This is a genomic window from Janthinobacterium sp., from assembly GCF_031995485.1.
Taxonomy (GTDB): domain Bacteria; phylum Pseudomonadota; class Gammaproteobacteria; order Burkholderiales; family Burkholderiaceae_D; genus Janthinobacterium.
Window position 1 is genome coordinate 10,033 of sequence record NZ_DAMAGB010000055.1, and the last position, 15,774, is coordinate 25,806.

The 15,774-nt window shown below is 64.8% G+C and carries 12 protein-coding genes; 6 read left to right on the top strand and 6 right to left on the bottom strand.

What is annotated here, in order from left to right; all coding sequences use genetic code 11:
• Positions 1 to 189: 189 nt before the first annotated feature.
• Positions 190 to 2,373, bottom strand: a complete 2,184-nt coding sequence (locus tag RTQ46_RS23635) for a prolyl oligopeptidase family serine peptidase (RefSeq protein WP_312440038.1) — start codon at positions 2,371 to 2,373, stop codon at positions 190 to 192.
• A gap of 339 nt (positions 2,374 to 2,712) precedes the next feature.
• Between RTQ46_RS23635 and RTQ46_RS23640 the strand changes: the two genes are divergently transcribed.
• Positions 2,713 to 4,500 carry a GGDEF domain-containing protein gene (locus RTQ46_RS23640; RefSeq protein WP_312440039.1) on the top strand — a complete coding sequence of 596 codons (1,788 nt, stop codon included), beginning with the start codon at positions 2,713 to 2,715 and terminating at the stop codon, positions 4,498 to 4,500.
• Here RTQ46_RS23640 and RTQ46_RS23645 read toward each other — a convergent pair.
• The 4 genes from RTQ46_RS23645 to RTQ46_RS23660 all read right to left on the bottom strand — a co-directional run bounded on the left by RTQ46_RS23645 (position 4,497) and on the right by RTQ46_RS23660 (position 8,514).
• Positions 4,497 to 4,958, bottom strand: a complete 462-nt coding sequence (locus tag RTQ46_RS23645; protein WP_312440040.1) for a DUF6386 family protein — start codon at positions 4,956 to 4,958, stop codon at positions 4,497 to 4,499. The genes RTQ46_RS23640 and RTQ46_RS23645 overlap by 4 nt on opposite strands.
• 77 nt (positions 4,959 to 5,035) lie before the next feature.
• Entirely contained in the window at positions 5,036 to 6,415 is a 1,380-nt protein-coding gene (locus RTQ46_RS23650) for an SEL1-like repeat protein (RefSeq protein ID WP_312440041.1), read from the bottom strand.
• A gap of 183 nt (positions 6,416 to 6,598) precedes the next feature.
• Positions 6,599 to 7,228 (bottom strand): 3'-5' exonuclease, encoded by a 630-nt coding sequence (locus RTQ46_RS23655; protein ID WP_312440042.1) that lies wholly within the window; start codon positions 7,226 to 7,228, stop codon positions 6,599 to 6,601.
• A gap of 35 nt (positions 7,229 to 7,263) precedes the next feature.
• The gene (locus RTQ46_RS23660; RefSeq protein WP_312440043.1) at positions 7,264 to 8,514 is read right to left on the bottom strand and encodes an Hsp70 family protein; all 1,251 of its coding nucleotides are present in this window, start codon (positions 8,512 to 8,514) and stop codon (positions 7,264 to 7,266) included.
• A 172-nt stretch (positions 8,515 to 8,686) separates the two neighbouring features.
• On the opposite strand from RTQ46_RS23660, the gene RTQ46_RS23665 reads away from it, so the two are divergent.
• Positions 8,687 to 10,708: an Ig-like domain-containing protein gene (locus RTQ46_RS23665; protein WP_409518370.1), complete on the top strand. Its 2,022-nt coding sequence runs from the start codon at positions 8,687 to 8,689 to the stop codon at positions 10,706 to 10,708.
• 179 nt (positions 10,709 to 10,887) lie between these two features.
• A complete protein-coding gene (locus RTQ46_RS23670; RefSeq protein ID WP_312440044.1) occupies positions 10,888 to 11,991 on the top strand; it encodes a LacI family DNA-binding transcriptional regulator in 1,104 nt (367 codons plus the stop codon).
• 6 nt (positions 11,992 to 11,997) lie between these two features.
• On the opposite strand, the gene RTQ46_RS23675 is transcribed toward RTQ46_RS23670, so the two are convergent.
• Entirely contained in the window at positions 11,998 to 12,420 is a 423-nt protein-coding gene (locus RTQ46_RS23675) for a YidB family protein (RefSeq protein WP_312440045.1), read from the bottom strand.
• A gap of 180 nt (positions 12,421 to 12,600) precedes the next feature.
• Between RTQ46_RS23675 and RTQ46_RS23680 the strand changes: the two genes are divergently transcribed.
• The 3 genes from RTQ46_RS23680 (at position 12,601) to RTQ46_RS23690 (ending at position 15,711) form a co-directional block, all read left to right on the top strand.
• Positions 12,601 to 14,406, top strand: a complete 1,806-nt coding sequence (locus RTQ46_RS23680) for a thiamine pyrophosphate-requiring protein (protein ID WP_312440046.1) — start codon at positions 12,601 to 12,603, stop codon at positions 14,404 to 14,406.
• Positions 14,406 to 15,137 carry a hypothetical protein gene (locus RTQ46_RS23685; RefSeq protein WP_312440047.1) on the top strand — a complete coding sequence of 244 codons (732 nt, stop codon included), beginning with the start codon at positions 14,406 to 14,408 and terminating at the stop codon, positions 15,135 to 15,137. The genes RTQ46_RS23680 and RTQ46_RS23685 overlap by 1 nt, the downstream gene beginning before the upstream one ends.
• 88 nt (positions 15,138 to 15,225) lie before the next feature.
• The gene (locus tag RTQ46_RS23690; RefSeq protein WP_312440048.1) at positions 15,226 to 15,711 is read left to right on the top strand and encodes a DUF6328 family protein; all 486 of its coding nucleotides are present in this window, start codon (positions 15,226 to 15,228) and stop codon (positions 15,709 to 15,711) included.
• The last annotated feature ends 63 nt before the right edge of the window (positions 15,712 to 15,774 follow it).

Below are 15,774 nucleotides of genomic sequence, written 5' to 3' on the forward strand. Positions count from 1 at the left end.
TCGGATTAGCGCTTGCGCGTAATCCGACACCACCAGCGGCGCCAATCAACGCCAACAATGTCGTCGGATTACGGCCTGCGGCCTAATCCGACCTACCATCCTATGCGCAGCGCAAGTGACCGTAGGTCGGATTAGCGCTTGCGCGTAATCCGACACCACCAGCGGCGCCAATCAACGCCAATAATATCGTTATTGTGCAGCCACTTTTGCGGGTTCCCCCACTTCGGTCGGCGTCATCTTCAACGCGCGGCTCAGAAAGCCCCAGCGGTCGGACACTTCCTCGATCTGCTTGGCGGTCGGCTTGCCGGCGCCGTGGCCGGCCTTGCTGTCGATGCGGATCAGCACCGGCGCGGCGCCGCCTTGCGCGGCCTGGGCGGCGGCGGCGAACTTGAAGCTGTGGGCAGGCACCACGCGGTCGTCATGGTCGGCGGTGGTGATCATGGTGGCCGGATAGCAGCCGCCCTGCTTCAGGTTGTGCAGCGGCGAGTACTTGACCAGCGCCTTGAACTGCTCGGCGTCGTCGGACGAGCCATAGTCCGGCACCCAGCCCCAGCCCACGGTGAATTTGTGGAAGCGCAGCATGTCGAGCACGCCCACCTGCGGGATCGCGGCGGCGAACAGGTCCGGGCGCTGCGTCATGGCCGCGCCCACCAGCAGGCCGCCATTGCTGCCGCCGCCGATCGCCAGTTTCGACGGCGAGGTGACCTTGTTGGCCACCAGCCATTCGGCCGCGCCGATAAAGTCGTCGAACACGTTTTGCTTGTTCAGCTTGGTACCGGCCTGGTGCCAGGCTTCGCCGTACTCGCCGCCGCCGCGCAGGTTGGCCATCACGTAGACGCCGCCCATTTCCACCCAGGCCAGGTTGGCCACCGAGAACGCGGGCGTGAGCGAGATATTGAAGCCGCCGTAGCCGTACAGATAGGTCGGATTCGAGCCGTCGAGCTTCATGCCTTTTTTCGAGACGATAAACATCGGCACCTTGGTGCCGTCGCGGCTGGTAAAGAACTGCTGGCGCACGTCAAACGCGTTCGGATCGAAATCGACCTTCGGCTGGCGGTACACGCTGCTTTTTCCCGTCTTCAGGTCGTAGCGGTAGATGGTGGCCGGCGTGGTGAAGCTGGTGTACGAATAAAACGTTTCCGTGTCCTGGCGCTTGCCGCTGAAGCCGCCGGCCGAGCCGATGCCCGGCAGTTCCACCGTGCGCACCAGCTTGCCGTTCAGGTCGGTGATGGTGATCTGCGTCTGTGCATCCTTCAGGTAGTCGAGCACCAGCTGGTTGTTCAGGATATTGGCCGACACCAGCGTTTGCTCGCTTTGCGGCACGATTTCTTTCCAGTCAGCCACTGCAGGCTTGCGGATATCGATGGCGATCACGCGCGATTTCGGCGCCTTGTTGTCGGTCGCAAAGTAGAACACCGGGCCGACATTGTCGATAAACGAATACGAGGCGTCGAATTCTTCCAGCAGGCCCACCACCTTGGCATTCTTCTGGCGCAGATCCTTGTAGAAAATGCGGTTCTTGCGTTCGGTGCCTTGCGTGGCCGTGATGATCAGGTAATTGCCGTCATCGCTGACCTTGCTGCCGCCAAACGCCCATTCCTTCTGGTCGGGACGGTCGAACACCAGCACGTCCGCGCTTTGCGGCGTGCCCAGCTTGTGGAAGTACAGTTTCTGGAAGTAATTGATGTCGGCCAGCTTGGTCGCTTCCTTCGGCGCGTCATAGCGGCTGTAGAAGAAACCGCGATTGTCTTTCGTCCAGGAAGCGCCCGAGAACTTGGCCCATTTGATCTCGTCCGTCAGGTCCTTGCCCGTGTCGATATCGCGTACCTTCCACTCGTTCCAGTCGGAACCGGAAGCGGCCGTCGCATAGGCGAGGAATTTGCCGTTCGGGCTGATCGAGGTGCCGGCCAGCGCCACCGTGCCGTCTGCCGACAGGGTGTTCGGATCGAGCAGCAGGCGCGGCTGGTCCGTCAGTTTTTTTACCGTGTACAGCACGGCCTGGTTCTGCAAGCCGTCGTTGCGCGTGTAGAAGTAGCGGCCGCCTTCCTTGGTTGGCGTGCTGAAACGCTCGTAGTTCCACAGCTTGGTCAGGCGCTGCTTGATCGCCTCGCGCTCGGGGATGGTGCCCAGGTAGGACTGAGTCAGCTTGTTCTGTTCCACCACCCAGTCATGCGTCTCGGCGCTGTTGGCGTCTTCCAGCCAGCGGTACGGGTCGGCGATCGTGGTGCCGAAATAGCTGTCCTGCTGGTCGACTTTCTTGGTAACGGGATACGTTACGGCCGGGCTGTCGCCCGCAGGGCAGGTTTGTGCCAGGGCATTGCCACCGAAGGCGGCCAGCAGACTGAATACGAGGGTTGCACTACGTAATTGCATGGGTGATGTCTCATTGTTGGTATCGAGGAAAGCAAGCCCGCCAGACGGCTGCGCGGCTGCCCATGTTGACTTTCGCCAACGTAAATCATAGCGTGTATCCCAGCTTTTAAAACACAGTTATGCCGGCCTTTCTCCATCTTTTATTTGGGCATTTCATCAAGCGGTCATAAAACATATTTATTATGGGCAACACCATCATGGCTGCTCCGGTGCCATGCCAACCAAGCGCCCCCTTCCGCCATGCACACATTCGCCCTCTCTTCCGCCATGTCCCGCCCGGACCCAGCGCCCCCCGCGAACGTGGCTTATCTGAAGCCCGTCCCGCCCACCACGCTGCCCATGCCAGTCGAATCCTTTGACGTACTGCACGACATTCTCGCCGGACGCAAATTGAGCGCGCTGTTCCAGCCCATCATCCAGATGGCCAGCGGCGACATCATCGGCTATGAAGGCCTGATACGGGGCCCGTCCGACAGCCCGCTGCATGCACCGATGAATCTGTTCAAGGTGGCGCGCGCCTGCGGCCAGACGCTGGAAGTGGAGCATCTGTGCCGCCAGGTAGTGCTGGAACGCTTTGCCGAACTCAAGCTGCCGGGCAAGCTGTTCCTCAACGTCAGCCCCGAATGCCTGCTGCTGCGCAATGCGCGCCATGGCGAAACCCTGGGCTACATCACGCAGATCGGCCTGAACCCGGAACAGATCATTATCGAGCTGACGGAAAACCAGCCTACCTATGATTACGAGCTGATGCGCGAAGCGGTGCTGCATTACCGCAACATGGGCTTCCAGATCGCCATCGACGACCTGGGCGAAGGCTTTTCCAGCCTGCGGCTGTGGTCGGAACTGCGGCCCGAGTACGTGAAGATCGACATGCACTTTATCCAGGGCATCAACAACGACCCGGTCAAGCTGCAGTTCGTGCGCTCGATCCAGGAGATCGCGGAAAAGTCGGGCACCCTGGTGATTGCCGAAGGCATCGAGGCGCAGACGGAATTGCTGGTGCTGCGCGACCTGGGCGTGGCGTTCGGCCAGGGCTATCACCTGGGCCGCCCGAACGCCATGCCGGCGCGCGCGCTGCCGGCCGAGGTGGTGCAGGCGCTGGGCCGCAACGGCGTGGCCGTGTATCCGCAGCGCAGCAGCCTGGAAAAGAACGGCGCCAGCATCCGCAAACTGTTGCACCGGGTGGCGTCAATTTCCACCGAGAAGAACAACAACGAGGTCTACGAAATCTTCATGCGCGAGCCCAAGCTGATGATACTGCCGGTGGTCGACGATGGCGTGCCGCTGGGACTGATCAGCCGCTTCGACATGATCGACCACTTTGCCCGCCCCTACCAGCGCGAGCTGTACGGCAAGAAATCGTGCAGCGTGTTCATGGATGCCAGGCCGCTGATCGCCGACCATGAAACGAGCTTGCAGGAGCTGAGCTACACCATGGTGCAATCGGACGCGCACCACCTGTACAACGGCTTCATCATCACCGAACACGGCCGCTACCTGGGCATGGGCACCGGCCACGACCTGATGCGCGAAATCACGCAGATGCAGATCAATGCGGCGCGCTATGCCAATCCGCTGACACAACTGCCGGGCAATGTGCCGATCAACGAGCATATCGACCGCCTGCTGCACAGCGGCAGCCGCTTCTGGGTCTGCTACTGCGACCTTGACCACTTCAAGCCGTTCAACGATGTGTACGGCTACCGCAAGGGCGACGACGTGATCCAGCTGACGGGCGAAATCCTCAGCAGCCATTGCGACCCGAATCGCGACTTCATCGGCCATATCGGCGGCGACGATTTCATGATCCTTTTCCAGAGCGAAGACTGGGAAACGCGCTGCCAGGCCATGCTGAACGATTTCGCCGCCGCCATCCTGGCGTTTTACAGCATCGGCGACTGCGAACGGGGCGGCTATATCAGCGAAGACCGGCAGGGCAAAAAAGTGTTTTATTCGCTGATCAGCCTGTCGCTGGGCGTAATCAAGGTCGAGGCGCACCAGTACTACACGCACCACCAGATCGCCACCCAGGCGGCGGAAGCGAAAAAGCAGGCCAAGAAAATCCACGGCAACAGCCTGTTTCTCGACCGCCGGCAGGCGCCGGCGCCGCGCCCGGACGTCCTTTAAATCCGCACCAGTTCGGCAAACGCATTGGCGCCCTCGCCGCCGGGCAGCACGGCAAGCGCAATGCGCGCATCGTCGCGGCGCGCCAGCACGCGGTAGTTGCCGGGTGCCAGCTGCAGGAAAGCGCCGCCAAACGCCGCTTCCGGCTCCAGCCCGTCGGCCGTCACCTCTTCGGCGGCGCCGAGAAAGACACGCCCCGATGGCACCCGCAGATGGACGCTTGCCTGCGGATCTGGCAAGTCGTCGCACAGCTCGACCGCATAGGCGCCGTCGCTGCCCAGGTTGAAAAACCCGGCATGGCCGGCGTTGACTTCCGCCAGTTCGTCGGCGGGAATGCTCCACCAGTCGGCCGTGTCGTCGAGCCGGTGGCGCAGGCAGGCGACATCGAACACGCACATGGTGGCGGTATCGGTAACAAAGGTGAAGGTGCGAGGGACATGCTCGCCGGTGGGTAGTGTCATGCCATTTCCTGTCAGCACGCGCCATGAACCGTCATGGCGCGGCATCAGTATGCCATGCGGCGCCGCCACGGGGCTGCTCAATCGCGCGCGGCGGCACGCGCCTGTTTCCATTGCTGTGTCAATGCCCTCGCCTTGCCCATGTCCTCATGCGACAGCTTGCTGGCATAGCCGGCCACCGCGCCGCCGGCCGTGGCGTCGCCGCCTTCGGCCGCCAGCGCCACCCACATGAACGAGCGCACCGGGTCTTTCGGCACGCCGCGCCCGCTGTTGTACATGCCGCCCAGGTTGTACTGGGCCAGCGCATGGCCCTGCTCGGCCGCGCGCGCATACCAGTACACGGCCAGGTCGTCATCCTGCGGTACGCCGTGGCCGCTGGCATACATCACGCCCAGGTTGTTCTGGGCGCTGGCGTCGCCCTGTTCTGCGGCAGTGCGGTACCAGCGCACGGCGCGTGCCGGATCGCGCGGCACGCCCTGGCCGTTGGCATACATCACGCCCAGGTTGAACTGGGCATTCGGCGCGCCCTGCCCGGCCGCCTTGCCATACCACTCCACTGCCTCGCGCGCATCGCGCGCCACGCCGCGTCCGTTGGCCAGCATGCCGCCCAGATTGTATTGGGCGGAACAGTGGCCTTGCCGGGCCGCGCGCCGGTACCAGGCCACGGCCCGCGTTTCGTCCTGGTCCACGCCCTGGCCGCGCGCCAGCATCAGGCCCAGGTTGAACTGGGCATCGGCGTCATCCTGCTCGGCCGCGCGCAGCAGCCAGGCATAGGCACGCAGCTGGTCGGCGCCCACGCCCACGCCCTGCGCATAGGCCACGCCCAGCTGGCGCTGCGCCACGGCCAGCCCCTGTGCGGCCGCCTGGCGGAACCACGCCACCGCCTGGTTGTCGCTTTGCATCACACCCTGGCCCCGCTGGTAGGCCAGGCCCAGGTTCAGCTGGGCCTGGGCGTCGCCCTGCAGCGCGGCCTTGCGGAACCAGGCCAGCGCCAGCGCATCATTTTTTTTTGCCCCCAGTCCCCGGGCATAGGCTTCGCCCAGCAGCGACTGCGCGCTGGCCACGCCCTGCTCGGACGCGCGGTAGAACCAGGCCAGCGCCATTTCGTCGCTCTGCAGCACGCCGCGTCCCTTGCGGTACATCTGGCCCAGGTTCTGCTGGGCCGACGCATCGCCCTGCGCCGCCGCGCGGCGAAACCACAGCACGGCTTCCTCGTCGCTCTGCGCCACGCCGCGGCCATGGTAGTACAGGGCGCCCAGGTGATTCTGCGCGAACGCCAGTCCCTGCAGCGCGGCCAGGCGCAGCCAGATAAAGGCGCGCGCGTCGTCCTGCAGCACGCCTTCGCCTTTTTTGTACATCAGCCCCAGGTTGAATTGCGCGTAGGCATTGCCTTGCTCGGCTGCCGTGCGGAACCAGATATAGGCCTGGTGGCTATCCCTGGCAGTATGGTGCTTGTCCATGTGTGCCCCCGATTCCTGTCGCACAGTGCGCTGGCCGGCCGGGCACGCAACGGCAGCCCGGCAGTGAAGTCGCTTGTTGCTTGAATTGTAAATTCGGGGAAGCAGGCAGGCTTGAGCGAACTCAAACGGAATAACAAAATTGCATCGTTTTGATGAGCTCGCTTGGAAGGGAAAAGGTGGCGCTCAGCGCTTGCGCGGATGCTTCTGCAGGAACTGCGGCACCTTGGCGGCGGCCAGCTTGTTGAGCGACACCAGCAGGTCGGCGTCGACGCCGTCGAGGCCGTAATTGCTGCGCAGATGGCGGCCGATATGGATCAGCACCTGGGCCGCCACTTCTGCATCGGACTCGGCCCGGTGGGCGGCACTCTTGAAGGCGATGCCAAGCTGGCTGGACAGCATCCCCAGCTTGTAGCTGGACAGCCCGGGAAACACGCGGCGCGACAGTTTCAGGGAACACACCAGCGAACGGTGCGCCGGCGCCAGGTCCAGCCGGGCGCTTTCGGCACGCAGGAACTTTTCATCGAAGCTGGCGTTATGCGCCGACAAGGCGTCGCTGCCGATAAAGTCGAGCAGCTGCGGCACCACCTCGGCCACCGGCGGCGCCTTGTCCACCATCGCCTGGGTAATCCCGGTCAGGCCCGTGATAAACGAGGGAATGCGCGCATTGCAGTTGATCAGCGATACGAATCGGTCGGTGATCTGGCCGCCTTCGATGCGCAGCGCCGCCACTTCCGTGATGCGGTCGCCCATGTCGGGCGACAAACCGGTCGTTTCAAAGTCGATCATGACGATCGGTTGCTCAAACACGTACATGGGGCCAGCTTTCTCAGTGACAGCAATGGAAGAACTTAACCGAACTTCCTGACGGCGTCCAGCGCCAGGCCCGCGCCTATGCTGCCGAACAGATCGCCTTCGACCTTGCGCGCCGACGGCACCAGGGCCGCGATCTTTTCGCGCAGCAGACGCACGCCGCTGGAACCACCCGTAAAGAACACGGTATCGACCGCTTCCGGCGCCACGCCCGCGTCGCGCAGCAGACGCAGAACGGTCTCTTCCACGGTGCCGCACAGGTGGCCGATGGCGTCGTCGAACTGCGCGCGCTTGAGCAGCAGGCTTTGCGCGGGCGACAGGCGATCAAGTTCGAGCTGCACTTCGGCGGCGTCGGACAGGGCGATCTTGCCCTCCTCGACCTTCATCGCCAGCCAGTGGCCGGCGCGCTCGTCGATCAGCTTTTGCAGGCGTCCCATCTTGTCCTGCTCGCGCGCATCGCGGCAGACATCGGCCAGCTGTACCCAGATCTTCTTGGTATAGGCCAGGTTAATGGTATGCCAGGTGGCCAGGTTGAAATAGTAGCTCGATGGCACTTCGCTGTTGTTGTGCAGTCGGCTGCCATAGCCGAGCAGCGGCATGACGGACGACAGGCTCAGGTATTTATCGAAGTCGGTGCCGCCGATATGCACGCCGCCGGTGGCCAGGATATCGTCGCGGCGCTCGGCCTTTTTCGCGCGTTCCGGCGACAGGCGCACCAGCGAAAAGTCCGAAGTGCCGCCGCCGATGTCGGCGATCAGCACCAGTTCTTCGCGGTCGATCTGCGACTCGTAGTCGAAGGCGGCGGCGATCGGTTCGAACTGGAACGCCACGTCCTTGAAGCCGACCGAGCGCGCCACCTCGGCCAGGGTATCCTGCGCCAGCTGGTCGGCCTGGGCGTTGTCATCGATAAAGAAGACGGGACGGCCAAACACGGCCGACGTAAATTCGCGGCCGGCCGACTGCTCGGCGCGTTTTTTCACTTCTCCGATAAATTGCGACAGCAGCAGGCGGAACGGCAAGGCGCGGCCGCCCACTTCCGTCTGGCCGTCGATCAGGCTGGTACCGAGCAGGCTTTTCAGCGAGCGCATCAGGCGGCCTTCGTAGCCGGCCAGGTAGCCGGCCAGCGCCGCGCGGCCGAAGCTGACCTCTTCATCTTCCGCATTGAAGAACACCACTGACGGCAGGGTCGGCTTGCCGTCTTCCAGGCCGAGCATGGTGCTCTGCCCTGGACGCGCCCAACCTACCGTGGAATTTGACGTGCCGAAATCGACGCCGCAAGCATTGGCCATGTCGACCCTTCCCTGAATAAAGGGGCGTTATGCTACCAGAAGCCCGGCTATTGCACCAGAAAAATCCGCGCAGAGCCGCGAAGCAGGCCGGCTTTGCTCTGCATCAAGAGGGGGCCGGCACGTAAAAGCTAATCTGGAGAAATTGACTGCAAGCAATTTTCTGGAGACTGCCGTGATGCCGATCCGCCTGATTCAACGCGCCCTGCCCATGCTGCTGCCCGCCGTGCTCGCCCTGGGCATGGCCGGCTGTGGCGGAGGCGGCTCGGACGCCCAGTCCGCCAGCGGCTGCTCGCTGGGCGGCACCGCCGGCTGCGGTGGCACCCTGCCGCCGGTCACGACGCCCGTCACGCCGGTCGCGCCAGCCGATCCGGCCAGCCTGGCCAGCTCCGTGCGGCTGGTGTTTTCCAGTACCGAACTGGCGTCCGCCGGCCTGCCCGGCAGCGAAGTGGCCGTCACGGCGCTGGTCAAGGACGCCGCCAACCTGGCGCTGCCGGGCGCCACCATCGCCTTTGCGGCCGACTCCGGCATCCTCGGCAGCGTCGAGGCGGTGACCGACAGGAACGGCCAGGCGCGCGCGGTGCTGGGTACGGGCGGCGTCAATCAGAACCGCAGCATCAGGGTCACGGCCACGGTGGGCGCCCGGAGCGGCAGCGGCACGGTGGCGGTGACCGGCAGCACGGTGGAACTGGCCGGCCCGTCGCTGCTGACCCTGGGCCAGCAGGCGGATCTTACCGTCACGGTGCGCGACTCGGCGCGCCAGCCGGTGGCCGGCGCGGCCATCAGCTACACGGGCAACGGCCTGGCGGTCAAGGATGGCGCGCCCGCCGTCAGCAATGCGCAAGGCAAGCTGGTGCTGCGCCTGAATGCTGGCGCGCTGGGCAACAATGCCGTCTCGGCCAGCGCGCTGGGCGCGTCCGTCTCGCACGCGTATGCGGTAGCCGGCAGCGAGCTGCGCATCAGTCCGGCAATTGGCCGGGACGCCAGCGGCGCCGAACTGTTGCAGGAGGTGCCGGCCATGGCCTGCCAGGCGATCGAGGTGCGCTACGAAGCCGGTGGCGTGGCGCAATCTGGCAGCGCCAGCCTGGCGACGTCGCGTGGCAGCCTGTTTGCCGACAGCGCCTGCACCATCGCCCTGCCTTCCACTCTGGCGTTCAGCAATGGCGATTTGCCGCGCAGCTATGTGCAGTCGGCCAATACGGGCGTGGCGACCATCACGGCCAGCGTGGCCGGCGGTCCGACGGCGCAGACGCGGCTGGAATTCGTTGCACTGCTCGGTAGCGCCAGCAAGATCACGGTCCAGGCCGATCCTGCCGTGCTGGGCGCCAACGCCGGCAGCACGGTCGACGCTGCCGGCAGCAGCACCATCAGCGCCGTGGTGCGCGACGGCACCACCAATAACCTGGTCAAGCATGCGCCCGTGGTGTTTACCATCCTGAGCGACCCCAGCGGCGGCTACCTGCGGCAGACGGCGCCGGTGCCCAGCGGCTCGGACGGCCTGGCGCGCACCATCTATGTGGCGGGCCCGGCCGACAGCGGCCGCGACGGCGTGCAGATCCAGGCCAGCATCCAGGGCGCCACGCAGGCAGCCGCCACGGCGCAGGTACTGCTGACGGTGGCCAAAAAAGCGCTGTCGATCAAGTTTGGCGGCGGCAATACCGTGCGCGAACATTCCGCCAGCGTGCTGCAGAAGGAGATCGCCGTGTTCGTTTCCGACAGCGCCGGCAATGCCGTGCAAGGCGTGGCCATCACGGCCGCAGGCTGGCCCAGCCGCTACGGCAAGGGCTATTATGTGTGGGAAGCGGACAAGCAGGACTTTCCCGACACGGGCACCTGGCGCCTGGCATTGCCGCGCTACAGCTGCGCCAACGAAGACGTGCTGCGCAACGGCATTTTTGATGCCGCCTATGACCTCAATGGCAATGGCGTGCTCGATCCGGGCATTCCCCTGACGGTCAGCGCCAGCGGCCAGACCGACGCGCTGGGCCTGGCGACGATTACCGTCAGCTATCCGCGCAACTACGGCTCGTGGGTGCAACTGGCCCTGAGCGTGCGCGGCACCGTGGCCGGCACGGAAGCGACCGCCACCACGGAAATGCCGTTGCCGACCCTGGCGCGCGACTACAGCGAACGCCGCGTGCCGCCGCCAGGGCAGACCAGCCCGTATGGCGTCGGGCCGTGCGAGTCGGCGCAATAGCCGGCAAAAACACGTGGTAGCAAATCATGATGTTTGCCAACTAAATAAATTTGCAAGCCAGATAAGAAACGGTCTTGCCACATAGCAATCTTTTGCGCTATGCTCATTGTCCGATCCGGCCGCCCTGCACCTGCGCGGCCGGGCCCGCAGGACTACTTTGAGTGGCTGGCAAGATTCCCATGCGAAAAAAGACGACTGTAGAGCACGGCGCTGGCAACGGTATTGCCGAGCGCCCCATGAATGGCGATGGCCGCCGCGTCACCTCCTATGACGTGGCGCTGCTGGCCGGCGTGTCGCAATCGGCCGTATCGCGCAGCTTCAAGCCGGGCGCCAGCGTCTCGCCGGCCACGCTCGCCAAGGTCATGCGGGCCGCTGCCGCGCTCGATTACATTCCGAACGCGGCCGCGCGCAGCCTGTCGACGCGGCGCTCCAACCTGGTGGCCGTGATCGTCTCCAGCATGGCCAATCTGTATTACCCGCAGGTACTCTCGGACCTGAGCGAGCAGATCGCGCGCCAGGGCAAGCGCCTGCTGCTGTTCACGCTGGAACGCGAGGCCGATATCGGCAAGGTACTGTGCGACGTGTGGCAATACCAGGTCGACGGCGCCATCGTCGCGGCCTGGCTGTCGGACCAGCAGATCGCCGAATTTGCCCGCCGCGACGTGCCGCTGGTGCTGTACAACCGTTGCCCGCGCGGCCATGCCGTCCATTCGGTGCTGTGCGACCAGGCCGAGGCCGCGCGCCTGCTGGTGTCGCGGCTGGCCGAGTCGGGCCACCGCCAGTTCGCCATGATCGACGGCCCCGGCGACTCGACCACGGCGCAGGAACGCAAGTCCGGCATGCTGGACCGGCTGCTGGAGCTGGGTTTGCCGGCACCGGTGGTGGTCAGCGGCAATTACGATTACGACAGCGGCGGCGCCGGCCTGCACAAGATTATCGACCGCCTGGGACGCATACCGGACGCCGTGATCTGCGGCAACGACATCATGGCCATCGGCTGCCTGGACACGGCGCGCCACCAGCTGGGCATCCGCGTGCCCGATACGATGTCGGTGGCGGGCTTCGACGCGCTCGACGCCTCGGGATGGCTCAGCTATGACATCACCACCCTGCGCCAGCCCGTGCAAAAAATGGCAACCGACGCGGTCGCCATGCTGTCGCGCCTGATGCAGCGGCGCGGCGGCGAAGTGGAACGCAAGCGCTATCTGTCCTGCATGGTGGAAGGCAGCACGGCGCGGCTGAATGTCCCGCCTCAGCGTTTCGGCATGATGGCGGCCGCCTGAAACGCCTTAACCGAAGAATTTACCCTTCAGCAAATTCAAGCCCTGCGCCATCAGGTCATTGCCCTCCGGCACCTGGCCATTCGGCGTCAGGTGATCGATCAGTTGCGGCAGCAGCGCCGCCAGGCCACCCGAGGCCGCTTCCGGCGCCAGGCCCAGTTTCGCGGCGATCTGGCTGATGGCGTCGGCGCCGAGCGCACCCTTGACCTGCTCGCCGGACACCGGCGCATTGGCGCCCGTGCCGATCCAGCTGGCCACCTGGTCGCCCAGGCCGCTTTGCTGGAACTGCTGCAGCAGGCCGGCCAGGCCGCCATGCTGGTTGATCAGTTCCATGATGCTCGATAACAGTCCCGATTGGCCTTCCGCATGCACGCCGCCCTTGTTACCCAGGGCATCGATGGCCTGTCCTGCCAGTTGATCAAACAAACCCATGATTTTCTCCTGTCCATGTCCGTGCAGGGAACGCCCCTGCCTATCACGATTGTACTGTGTCCGGGCGCGGTGGCCCCATGGGCGATTCGATTGCCGCACAGCATGTAGTGGCGGCGTGCGACGGCAAGATTGAAAAAATATTATGCTGGCCTTTACTACAACACCCGCGAAGGATACGACATGGCCGCTACCGTTGCCGATTTTCTCTTGCAGCGCCTGCACGAATGGGGCGTGGAACGCGTGTTTGGCTATCCCGGCGATGGCATCAACGGCATCGTCGGCGCGTTCGGCCGCCAGGACAAGATCGCCTTCATCCAGTCGCGGCACGAGGAAATGTCGGCCTTCATGGCCACCGGCCACGCCAAGTTCACCGGCGAAGTGGGCGTCTGCCTGGCCACCTCGGGGCCGGGCGCCATCCATTTGCTCAACGGCCTGTATGACGCCAAGCTCGACCATCAGCCGGTGGTGGCCATCGTCGGCCAGCAGCGCCGCGCGGCGCTCGGCGGCGACTACCAGCAGGAAGTCGACCTGGCCTCGCTGTTCAAGGACGTGGCCCACGAATATGTGCACATGGCCACCGATCCGGCCCAGGTGCGCCACCTGATCGACCGCGCCATGCGCATTGCGCGCGAGCAGCGCTGCGTTACCTGCATCATCTTTCCCAACGACTTGCAGGACTTGCCGGCCGTGCCCGTGCCGCCGCGCGAACACGGCACCGTGCATTCGGGCATGGGCGCGCTGGGGCACAGCATGGTGCCCGATGCGGCGACCTTGCGGATGGCGGCCGATATCCTGAACCAGGGCAAGAAGGTGGCGATCCTGGCCGGCGCCGGCGCGCTGCAGGCGACCGAGGAACTGATCGAGATCGCGGACCTGCTTGGCGCCGGCGTGGCGAAAGCGCTGCTGGGCAAGGCGGCGGTGCCGGACGAGCTGCCGTTTGTGACGGGTTCCATCGGACTCCTGGGAACCAAGCCCAGCCACGACATGATGAACGGCTGCGACACCCTGCTGATGGTCGGCTCGGGCTTTCCGTATTCCGAATTTTTGCCGGAGGAAGGCCAGGCGCGCGGCGTGCAGATCGATATCGACGCAAAGATGACCAGCCTGCGCTACCCGATGGAATGCAGCCTGGTCGGCGACGCGCGTGCCACGCTGCGCGCCCTGATACCGTTGCTGGAACGGAAAGTGGATCGCAGCTGGCAGGCGGAGATCGAAGAAAACGTGGCCCGCTGGTGGCGCGTGATGGAGGCGCGCGCCATGAACGACGCCGATCCCGTCAACCCGCAGCACGTATTCTGGGAACTGTCGCCACGCCTGCCAGACAACGCCATCCTGACCTGCGACTCGGGCTCGGCCGCCAACTGGTATGCGCGCGATATCAAATTGCGGCGTGGCATGAAGGCCAGCCTGTCCGGCGGCCTGGCCAGCATGGGGCCGGGCGTGCCGTATGCGATCGCCGCCAAGTTTGCCTTTCCTGAGCGCACCGTGATCGCGCTGGTGGGCGACGGCGCCATGCAGATGAACGGCATCAACGAGCTCATTACCATTTCGAAATACTGGCGCCAGTGGACGCGGGAAGGCATGCCTGCCGGCCTGGTCATCATGGTGCTCAAAAACAATGACCTGAACCAGGTGACGTGGGAGCAGCGCGCCATGAGCGGCGATCCGCGCTACGCCGATTCGCAGGCGCTGCCCGATTTTTCGTACGCCGCGTATGCCGAGTTGATCGGCCTGAAAGGCATCCATGTGGAACGGCCGGAAGACGTGGCGCGCGGCTGGGAGCAGGCGCTGGCGTCCGAGCGGCCCTGCGTGCTGGAAGTGGTGACCGACCCGAGCGTGCCGCCGCTGCCGCCCGATATTACCGTCAAGCAGGCCGGCGCCTTCTTCTCGGCCCTGTTCAAGGGCGATGCCGACTCGATCGCCATGGTGCGCGCCAGCATCAAGGAAACCTGGGACGGCTGGTTTCCCCCCAAGGAAGGCCGCTGATGGCCATGCCCGCCCTGACCCTGCCCGGCATCTGCTGGCCGCTGGAAGCGACCGTTGGCCATATCGCCGTGGCAAACTCCAGCATCACCGGCCACTTCAAGGCCGGCGCGGGTCTCGACGCCCTGATCGAATGCGATCTGCAGGACGCCGGCAAGTTCCGCAACGGCGCGCCGCGCCAGTGGTGCCGCAGCCATCAGTGCTACTGGGGCGTCAATGCCGACCTGGCGGCGCTGGAGGCCACCGGTACGGCGCGCTGCAAGCTGCATGACAGCGCCATGGGCTATGTGCTGTATCCGGAAGTGTTCGATCCGGCGCGCCATCACGCCATCAGCCTGGCGCTGGGCAACGACGGCCTGCTGCACCTGCAAGCCAGATCGGACGACGGCGGCACGCTGATGGTGCGCACGGCGCTGGCGCTGGCGATCGACTGCCGCGCCCTGCCCGGCCTGTTTCATCCCTCGATTGTGCAGATCAATCTCACGCCGCCGGCCGCCGCGGCGTATCTGCAGGCGGTGCAACAACAGGCCCCGCTGGGCTGCAGCGACTGCGCCCGTTGCGGCCACCCGCACCTGGACCTGGGCGATTTTGCGCTGGCGCCGCACCGGCGCCATTATTGCGGCAACTGCGGCCATGACGCCACCCACAGCGCGCAGGAAATGGTGTCGACGCCGCTGCAGCGCCTGCGCCAGCATGCGCTGGCTACGCCGCAGCGCTGGCAGCAATGGTTCTGAAACTGCGCCGAGCGTGCGCGCGACCACAGTCAGGACCGGCCATCTCTGTCACACTGGCGTTTTCACAGTGTGGCGGGATGGTGGCAAGATGGTCAATGATATCAATCCGGAGCGGGACCAGAAGGAACAGCAGGACGCGAACGACAGCGGCGACCTGTCCGACCTGCTGAGCGAGCTGCGCATCCTGCTGCCCGGCGCGCAGATGCTGACGGCATTCCTGATCATCCTGCCCTTCAACGGCGGCTTTGCGAAGATCGTGCAGGCGGAAAAAATCGTTTTTCTCGCCACTTTCTTCCTGTCGATGACCAGCCTGGTGCTGCTCAGCGCGCCCGCCATCCAGCACCGCATCATGCGCCCGCTGAACGACCGCGAACGCTTCAAGCGCGTGGCCGACCGCATCATGATGGCCGGCGCGCTGTCGCTGGCGTTCGCGTTTACGCTGGGCACCAACCTGGTGATTTCGGAAGTGTTCGGCCACGTGGCCGGCATCGTCGCCTGCGCCATTATTGCCACGCTGATTATGGCGATGTGGTGGTGGATGCCGATGTACTTGCGGCATCGCACGACGATTTGATGCTGATTCAACGCCAACATTGTTGGCGTCCTCGGTAGCGTCGGACGGTGGGGTTGTCGAATG